General features: G+C 31.4%; 1 pseudogene. It reads left to right on the forward strand.

The features are described 5' to 3' along the window. Nucleotides 1-337, forward strand: a pseudogene (locus ACFINM_RS09740) (autotransporter domain-containing protein); the annotation flags it as partial. Nucleotides 338-1,227 lie beyond the last annotated feature (890 nt).

Raw genomic sequence — 1,227 nt, forward strand, 5'->3', positions numbered from 1 at the left:
AAACTATGGAAATCTTTCTCTACACCCTCAGGATGTTGAACAAAGCAAAAAAAGCGCATTTAATAAATGGTCTGTTGGGGCTTATGGAAGTTTGCAGCATGATACCGGTTTTTATATGGATGGGGTGTTATGGTATGGCCTTTTTAAGGGTGATATTTTGACACGAGCACGGGGTAAAGTTGTGGCGTTAAAGGGTAAACAGTTTAGTGGTTCTTTAACGAGCGGTAGAACGTTTGCAACAGGGTATAAAGGTGTTGTTTTTGATCCGTAGATTCAGGTTGTTTATCAGCATCTTCAGTTTAATCAGGCGCGTGATATTGATTTAGGAAAATTTCATGCAATAATTCAGAATGCTCATTCATCATTTTACATATTGAATAAAAACTGAATATTATAAATTTCTTTCATTTCAAACCTGTTTATATTTAATCAATTAACCCCTTGTCTATCACAAACGAAGCTGGCATGCAAAGAAGGACTTTTGAAAAAAGGTAAATTACTCCTTATGAACATTCTCGAGTGCTAAAATCTGCGCAAATATTGAATGCTGAAAAAAGAATGATGATATCCGCGCATGACCGCAATGAAAATAATATCCTGTATCTTATCGAAATTTCTCTGCCACCTATCATTTACAAAAAAACAACCGTAACAACACGATAAAGCATACTTTACTTTTATTATAATTTGACCTCAAACTCCCTCTGTTTATTCTAAAAACAAGTATTTATCCAAAATTCTTAAGTAAACATCCTAAAAAAGGAAACAAATAATATGCGTATGAAATGATATAAACGTAAATAAAGTTCTAAAACAAAATTCAAAAAAATGCATAAAACTCATAAAGACTAAACTTATGATCTATAAAAATGAATAAAGAAATGGACAAAAACAACCACCTATATCGTCTCTTTTGAAAGATTATGCCGAAAGCATTCAGCATTCAAACTTTTCATATTCACAATGAAATCTGTCCTCATATCTTAACATCAAAAATTTTAGAAAAATTTCTCATCGCATAAAAGAAAACATCTATTGTAATCTTTTATATCAAAAAAATAACCATATTGATGAAGCAAAATAAATTTTAATACATTAAAAGGCAGAAAATCTTCTGCCTTTTAACTAAAAATACATATTGCAGCTCTTCAAAAAAGGTGGCGCAATCCAGCAGAGAAACTCGTTCCAGAAAAACCAATTTTCTTAAATCTATGCTGATAAGTGACA

It is taken from the genome of Bartonella sp. AA168HLJHH, from assembly GCF_042197365.1.
Classification (GTDB): domain Bacteria; phylum Pseudomonadota; class Alphaproteobacteria; order Rhizobiales; family Rhizobiaceae; genus Bartonella.